Origin of the sequence: Bacillus sp. JNUCC-22, from assembly GCF_018861275.1 — a bacterium.
In the GTDB taxonomy this organism is placed as follows: Bacteria; Bacillota; Bacilli; order Bacillales; family Bacillaceae; genus Bacillus; species Bacillus velezensis.
The window spans coordinates 3,942,143-3,949,366 of sequence record NZ_CP076408.1 but is presented as its reverse complement, the minus strand read 5'-3'; the positions used below and the strand labels follow the sequence as shown (position 1 = coordinate 3,949,366).

Genomic DNA, 7,224 nt, shown 5'->3' with positions numbered 1-7,224 from the left:
TATCCGGCACAGCCCTCCTTTTCTTTAAAAATCAGCGCCCTTTCCCTGTTATAGAACACAAAAAAAGAGCATATGGCTCTGACCATTCGTACACACGAAATGTTGAAAACATATAGTATAGTAGAAAAACAGCTTTTCGACAAATTCCACAAGTTGTGGACAACAATCTACACAAGCCGTGTGAAAACAATCCACAACTTATCCACAGTTTGTGGATAAAGAGAATGGGCTGGATAAGTAATTAAGAGTTAAAACACAAATATAATATCAAATTAAGCGAGGACTTGCAATGGTTCTCGTAATCTTATCCACAAACCTGACAACTTGTTGAAAAATCTTTGTCCACATGGGTTAGCAATGTGAAAATGTTGTCGATAACGACTGTGGATATTAAAAAAAGGCCAAAAAATTATCCACATGTCGTTTTTCCGGGGGAGCGCGGCTTTTTTTTTTGCGTTAAAAAAAGGAATATGAAAAATAAGGTTTCTAAACTGGTTAAGGTATGTTATCCTATTATGGTTGTAAGAAATAAAAGCACTGCTGAAGTTGACAATGAATAGGCAGCACAAATATAATAAGTAAGACTGTCTTTAACAGCTATTCCTCGAGGGAGGTGTCATAAATGAAAAGAACATTCCAACCGAATAACCGTAAACGCAGTAAAGTTCATGGCTTCAGAAGCCGTATGAGTTCAAAAAACGGTCGTCTAGTATTAGCACGCCGTCGCCGCAAAGGCAGAAAAGTATTATCAGCTTAGGCCACTGAATAATGTCAGTGGTCTTTTTTCACATTAAGAGAGTGAGATGTCATGCGTCGCCCGGTACTGGAGAAATTTCTTCAGTATTCCGGCGGCCCGTTTTTTTTAGATAGAAATAAAAGTTTCTGCGAGTGAATATCGGAGTGAATTAAAGTGAAGAAGCGAAATCGGTTAAAGAAAAATGAAGATTTTCAAAAAGTGTTTAAACGCGGAACGTCTATGGCAAACCGCCAGTTCGTGCTGTATACGCTTGATCAGCCGAAACAGGAAGAGCTCCGGGTAGGGCTTTCTGTCAGTAAAAAAATCGGCAATGCCGTCGTGCGCAATCGGGTGAAGCGGTTAATCAGACAGGCTGTTCAGGAGGAAAAAGAGCTGCTCAAGCCGAAAGATTTTATTATTATCGCAAGAAAACCCGCCGGCGACCTCAGTTTTGAAGAAACGAAAAAGAGTCTGCAGCACTTATTCAGAAAAACCTCATTATATAAGAAATCTTCGTCAAAATAGCTCATATTTTGTTTTCTTCACGTTTTTAAAAGCGCTTCCTTTTATTTGGCGAAAAATGAACGCCATTTGAAACTGAAAGATGCTAAAATACATACAAGGTTCATAAAGATTGGTATAGGAGGAAACGTTCTTGAAAAGGAGAATATGGTTACTACTGAGTATGGTCGGTATGCTCGTGCTGCTGGCCGGGTGCTCGAGTGTGAAAGAGCCGATTACGGCGAATAGTCCGCATTTCTGGGACAAATATGTTGTGTATCCATTGTCAGAAGTTATTACGTACGTAGCGAAACTGACGGGTGATAACTATGGTTTATCGATCATCATCGTTACGATTTTAATTCGTCTGCTGATTCTGCCGCTGATGATCAAGCAGCTTCGAAGCTCAAAAGCGATGCAGGCGCTGCAGCCTGAAATGCAGAAGCTCAGAGAAAAATACAGCTCTAAAGATCAAAAAACGCAGCAGAAGCTTCAGCAGGAAACGATGGCCCTGTTTTCAAAGCACGGGGTAAACCCGCTGGCGGGATGTTTCCCGATCCTGATTCAAATGCCGATTTTGATCGGATTCTACCACGCCATTATGCGTACGCAAGCCATTTCACAGCACAGCTTTTTATGGTTTGACCTAGGAGAGAAGGATCCTTACTATATTCTTCCTATCGTTGCTGGTGTGGCCACTTTTGTCCAGCAGAAGCTGATGATGGCCGGAAATCCGACTCAGAATCCTCAAATGGCAATGATGGTATGGATTATGCCGATCATGATCATCGTATTTGCGATCAACTTCCCGAGCGCGCTTTCTCTGTATTGGGTAGTCGGAAACCTGTTTATGATTGCTCAGACATTCCTTATTAAAGGACCTGACATTAAACACGATCCGGAAACGCAGAAAGCGGGAGGAAAGAAAAAGTGAAGAAGGTGACTGCTGCGGGACGGAATGTCGAAGAAGCAGTTCAATCAGGCCTTCAGGAACTTCAACTGACGAAAGATCAAGTAGAAATAACGGTGGTGCAAGAAGGATACAAAGGGTTTTTGGGTATTTTTGGAAAAAAGAATGCGATCGTAGAACTGGAAGAGAAAAAAAATCCTGTTCATGAAGCGAAAGCGTATTTGGAAGAAATCATCCATTCCATTGCCGGACCTTCTGAGATTGTTACGGAAGAAAACAAGAAAACAGTCTGTTTTCACATTAAAGGTGAAAAAGCGGCGCTGCTTATTGGCAAAAGAGGACAAACACTCAATGCCCTGGAAACATTGACGCAGCTTGTTTTGAACCGCGGCTCCGGCCAGTATCGCCAAGCCGTTGTCGACGCTGAGAATTATCGGCGGAAAAGAAGAGAAATTCTGGAGCAGCTGGCAAACAGGCTGGCCAAGCAAGTGTCGAAAACGAAAAAAGATGTGCATTTAGAACCGATGCCGTCAGGTGAAAGAAAAATCATCCATGACGCGCTGTCAAAGCATCCAAATATCAAAACGTTTTCTACCGGTGAAGGCCGGTACCGCCATCTCGTTATTTCCCATAAAGATAGCAGAAAACCGAAGTCCGGGTAAAATCGGAACTTCGGTTTTTTTATTGGTAAAAATGGCTCTATTCCTAAGCAGAATCGCACTTTTCGCGTTTAAGTTTTTTCTTTTTCGGTCTATGCTGTTGATAAAAAAGGTTTTAGGAAATAAAATTAATTGTTATTCACATGTGGATAAGTTAAAGTAATAAGGGATGAATTTCTGCCTTTGTGGATAACGTATCTTCCACTTCAAACCAAACTATGTTATCTTTTAATTTTGGCGTAAATAAAATTTTTTATATAGATGGAAACAGAGATAAAGAGAGGTGAACAGCATGGATACAATTGCAGCGATTTCAACTCCGATGGGTGAAGGCGCGATCGCGATCGTTCGGCTGAGCGGCCCGGAAGCCGTAAAGATCGCCGACAAAATGTACAAGGGTCCGAAAGGCAAAACGCTCAGTTCGGCAGAATCGCATACCATTCATTACGGGCATATCGCGGACAGCACGACGGGACGGATTATTGAGGAAGTCATGGTGTCTGTTTTAAGAGCGCCCAGAACATTCACAAGGGAAGATGTCATTGAAATCAACTGTCACGGGGGTATTGTGACGGTTAATCAGGTGCTCCAGCTTGCTTTAAGAGAAGGTGCGAGACTGGCAGAACCCGGTGAGTTTACGAAGCGCGCATTTTTAAACGGACGGATTGACCTATCACAGGCAGAAGCGGTGATGGATCTGATCAGGGCCAAAACGGACCGTGCCATGAATGTCGCCATGAACCAGATGGAAGGACGGCTTTCCGCGCTTGTCCGCCGTCTGCGTGATGAGTTGTTAGAAACACTTGCCCATGTTGAGGTTAATATAGATTATCCGGAATATGATGACGTCGAAGAAATGACGCATCAGCTTTTAGTGGAGAAGGCAAGCGGCGTGAAGAAAGAAATCGAGGCGCTGCTCCGTACGTCTGAGCAGGGAAAAATTTTGCGTGAGGGACTGTCTACCGTGATCATCGGCCGTCCGAACGTCGGAAAATCCTCTCTGCTTAACAGCCTTGTCCATGAAACGAAGGCGATCGTAACCGATATTCCGGGAACGACGCGTGATGTGATTGAGGAATATGTCAATGTCCGAGGCGTGCCGCTTCGGCTTGTCGATACCGCCGGAATCCGTGAGACAGAAGACATCGTCGAAAGAATCGGTGTGGAACGGTCACGGCAGGTTCTGAAGGAAGCGGATCTCATTTTGCTTGTGCTGAACCACAGCGAAGAGCTTTCTGAAGAAGATGTGAAATTGTTTGAAGCGGTTGAGGGAATGGACGTCATTGTCATTATGAATAAGACGGACCTTGAGGCTAAGATTGACGCTGAGCGCGTCAAGGAACTGGCGAAAGGCCGGCCTGTCGTCACGACCTCATTGCTGAAAGAAGAAGGCATTCAAGATTTAGAGGAAGCGATTCAGTCGCTATTTTATACAGGAGCGATCGAAAGCGGAGATCTCACCTATGTCAGCAACACCCGTCATATCTCGATTCTGCATCAGGCAAAGCAAGCGATTGATGATGCGCTGAACGGAATTGAACAGGATGTTCCGATTGATATGGTGCAAATTGATTTGACAAGGTGCTGGGAGCTGCTGGGCGAAATCATCGGTGATGCCGTCCACGAAAGCTTAATTGATCAGCTCTTTTCACAATTTTGTTTAGGTAAATAAAAGGGAGGAAAAAACCATGGGGTATGAAGCAGGCCAATACGACGTGATTGTCATCGGCGCCGGGCATGCCGGTGTTGAGGCTGCCCTCGCATCCGCGCGCCAGGGAGCCAAAACGCTTGTTTTGACGATCAATCTTGATATGGTTGCGTTTATGCCATGTAATCCGTCTGTCGGCGGCCCCGCGAAAGGGATTGTCGTCCGCGAAATTGACGCGCTCGGCGGAGAAATGGCTAGAAATATAGATAAAACTCATATTCAAATGAGAATGCTGAATACAGGAAAAGGTCCGGCCGTACGGGCGCTGCGTGCGCAGGCGGATAAATTCCAATATCAGCACGAAATGAAGCATACGCTGGAAAAAACACCGAATTTGACACTTCTTCAAGGAATTGCCGAGCGTTTAATCATTGAAGACGGGGAGTGCCGCGGTGTCATTACGCAAACCGGTGCTGAATATAAGGCAAAAACGGTCGTGCTGACAACCGGAACGTATTTAAGAGGGCGGATCATTCTCGGTGATCTGTCTTACTCAAGCGGTCCGAATAACCAGCAGCCGTCTATTAAACTTTCTGAGCACTTAGAGGAGCTCGGTTTTGATCTCGTCCGTTTTAAAACGGGCACGCCTCCTCGTGTCTCAAGCGATTCCATTGATTACAGCAAAACAGAAATCCAGCCGGGGGACCCGGTTCCGCGCGCTTTCTCATATGAAACGGTTGAATACATTACCGATCAGCTGCCTTGCTGGCTGACTTACACGAGTCCTGAGACTCATGAGATCATCGACAGCAACCTGCATCGTTCGCCAATGTATTCCGGTATGATTAAAGGAACGGGACCGAGATACTGCCCTTCGATTGAAGATAAAGTCGTTCGGTTTAATGATAAACCGCGTCATCAGATTTTCCTTGAGCCGGAAGGCAGAAATACGCAGGAAGTATACGTTCAAGGTTTATCCACGAGTCTTCCTGAGGACGTGCAGCAGCGGATGCTGGCGACCATTCCGGGACTGGAAAAGGTGCAGATGATGAGAGCCGGATACGCGATTGAGTATGACGCAATTGTACCGACGCAGCTCTGGCCTACACTGGAGACGAAAAAAATCCCTAACCTGTACACAGCCGGTCAAATTAACGGTACATCAGGTTATGAGGAAGCAGCCGGGCAAGGAATTATGGCAGGGATCAACGCAGGCCGCAAAGCGCTTGGAAAAGAAGAAGTGATCCTCAGCCGTTCCGATGCTTATATCGGTGTATTGATTGATGATTTGGTAACGAAAGGAACCAATGAACCGTACCGTCTGCTGACTTCACGGGCGGAATACAGACTGCTGCTCCGTCACGACAACGCGGATCTTCGTCTGACGGAAATCGGCCACGATATCGGCTTAATTTCTGATGAGCGCTATGAAGCGTTTGAGAAGAAAAAAGCGGCGATCGAGGCGGAGAAAAAACGTCTCTGGTCTGTTATTATCAAGCCGTCTCCTGAGAATCAGGAATATATCCGTTCACTCGGCGGAAGCGAGCTGAAAGACGGAGTGCGCGGCACAGATTTAATGAAACGTCCGGAAATGAACTATGAAACAGTGACAAAACTTGCGCCTGCAGATTCTCCGGTTCCGCAAGATGTGGCGGAACAAGTGGAAATTCAGGTGAAATATGAAGGATATATCGAAAAATCCTTGCAGCAAGTGGAAAAGCTGAAGAAAATGGAAAACAAAAAAATCCCTGATCGGATTGATTATGACGCCATTAAAGGAATTGCTACTGAAGCCCGTCAAAAGCTGAAAGAAGTGCGTCCTTTATCAGTTGCTCAAGCGTCCCGTATTTCCGGCGTCAATCCGGCAGACATTTCAATCCTGCTGGTATACCTGGAGCAGGGCCGTATTGCCAAGGTAGCTGAATAGAAAGGATGACGGCATGAATATAGAGGAATTTACATCCAGTTTAGCGGAGAAAGGGATTTCCCTTTCTGACCGCCAGCTGGAGCAATTCGAGTTGTATTACCGGATGCTCGTGGAATGGAACGAAAAAATGAATCTGACATCCATCACTGAGAAAAAGGAAGTTTATCTCAAGCATTTTTATGATTCGATAACGGCGGCATTTTATATTGATTTTGAAAAGGTCACCACTCTTTGTGATGTCGGCGCCGGCGCCGGTTTTCCAAGCCTGCCCATCAAAATCTGCTTCCCGCATCTGCATGTCACCATCGTCGATTCACTGAATAAGCGGATTACGTTTTTGGAAACTCTCTCTGATGCTTTACAATTAGAGCATACGACATTTGTCCATGACAGAGCGGAGACATTCGGACAACGGAAAGACGTACGGGAAAGCTTCGATCTCGTGACGGCCCGTGCGGTGGCGCGTCTGTCGGTCCTGAGTGAGCTTTGTCTGCCGCTGGCCAAGAAAAACGGCGTATTTGCGGCACTAAAAGCAGCAGCAGCTGATGAAGAGCTGAAAGCGGGGCAAAAGGCGATTAAAGTATTGGGAGGAGAGCTTGAACAAGTTCATTCCTTTACACTTCCTGTTGAAGAAAGTGAACGGAACATCATGATCATTCGCAAGACGAAAAGCACTCCGAAAAAATATCCGAGAAAACCGGGTACTCCAAATAAATCGCCAATTGAAGGGTAATTTAGACAGCCTGATGTGACAATTCCATCATATTTTCTGCAAAATTGATGAAGATACAGCAGGAAAAACCATGAGAAAATAGAATTATAAAAATGGCAGTTTTTAAAGGT

General features: G+C 45.3%; 7 protein-coding genes. All 7 read left to right on the top strand.

Annotated elements, in window-relative coordinates; all coding sequences use genetic code 11:
- The first annotated feature begins 622 nt into the window (after positions 1-622).
- On the top strand, positions 623-757 hold the full coding sequence (gene rpmH, locus JNUCC22_RS19415; protein WP_003178075.1) for a 50S ribosomal protein L34: 135 nt from the start codon (positions 623-625) through the stop codon (positions 755-757).
- A 153-nt stretch (positions 758-910) separates the two neighbouring features.
- The gene (rnpA, locus tag JNUCC22_RS19410) at positions 911-1,261 is read left to right on the top strand and encodes a ribonuclease P protein component (protein ID WP_004392944.1); all 351 of its coding nucleotides are present in this window, start codon (positions 911-913) and stop codon (positions 1,259-1,261) included.
- A gap of 160 nt (positions 1,262-1,421) precedes the next feature.
- Positions 1,422-2,171 carry a YidC family membrane integrase SpoIIIJ gene (gene spoIIIJ / locus JNUCC22_RS19405; RefSeq protein ID WP_007409906.1) on the top strand — a complete coding sequence of 250 codons (750 nt, stop codon included), beginning with the start codon at positions 1,422-1,424 and terminating at the stop codon, positions 2,169-2,171.
- Positions 2,168-2,809, top strand: a complete 642-nt coding sequence (gene jag, locus JNUCC22_RS19400; RefSeq protein WP_020958121.1) for an RNA-binding cell elongation regulator Jag/EloR — start codon at positions 2,168-2,170, stop codon at positions 2,807-2,809. The genes spoIIIJ and jag overlap by 4 nt, the downstream gene beginning before the upstream one ends.
- 289 nt (positions 2,810-3,098) lie before the next feature.
- On the top strand, positions 3,099-4,478 hold the full coding sequence (gene mnmE, locus JNUCC22_RS19395) for a tRNA uridine-5-carboxymethylaminomethyl(34) synthesis GTPase MnmE (protein WP_007409903.1): 1,380 nt from the start codon (positions 3,099-3,101) through the stop codon (positions 4,476-4,478).
- Positions 4,479-4,494: 16 nt separating this feature from the next.
- The gene (mnmG, locus tag JNUCC22_RS19390) at positions 4,495-6,381 is read left to right on the top strand and encodes a tRNA uridine-5-carboxymethylaminomethyl(34) synthesis enzyme MnmG (protein ID WP_007615086.1); all 1,887 of its coding nucleotides are present in this window, start codon (positions 4,495-4,497) and stop codon (positions 6,379-6,381) included.
- A gap of 13 nt (positions 6,382-6,394) precedes the next feature.
- Complete coding sequence (gene rsmG, locus JNUCC22_RS19385) at positions 6,395-7,114, top strand: 16S rRNA (guanine(527)-N(7))-methyltransferase RsmG (protein WP_007409901.1); 720 nt, start codon at positions 6,395-6,397, stop codon at positions 7,112-7,114.
- The last annotated feature ends 110 nt before the right edge of the window (positions 7,115-7,224 follow it).

Bases quoted from the DNA above. Each gene is read 5' to 3' on its own strand.
- rpmH (WP_003178075.1), top strand. From the start codon at position 623: ATGAAAAGAACATTCCAACCGAATAACCGTAAACGCAGTAAAGTTCAT.
- spoIIIJ (WP_007409906.1), top strand. From the start codon at position 1,422: ATGGTCGGTATGCTCGTGCTGCTGGCCGGGTGCTCGAGTGTGAAAGAG.
- mnmE (WP_007409903.1), top strand. From the start codon at position 3,099: ATGGATACAATTGCAGCGATTTCAACTCCGATGGGTGAAGGCGCGATC.
- mnmG (WP_007615086.1), top strand. From the start codon at position 4,495: ATGGGGTATGAAGCAGGCCAATACGACGTGATTGTCATCGGCGCCGGG.
- rsmG (WP_007409901.1), top strand. From the start codon at position 6,395: ATGAATATAGAGGAATTTACATCCAGTTTAGCGGAGAAAGGGATTTCC.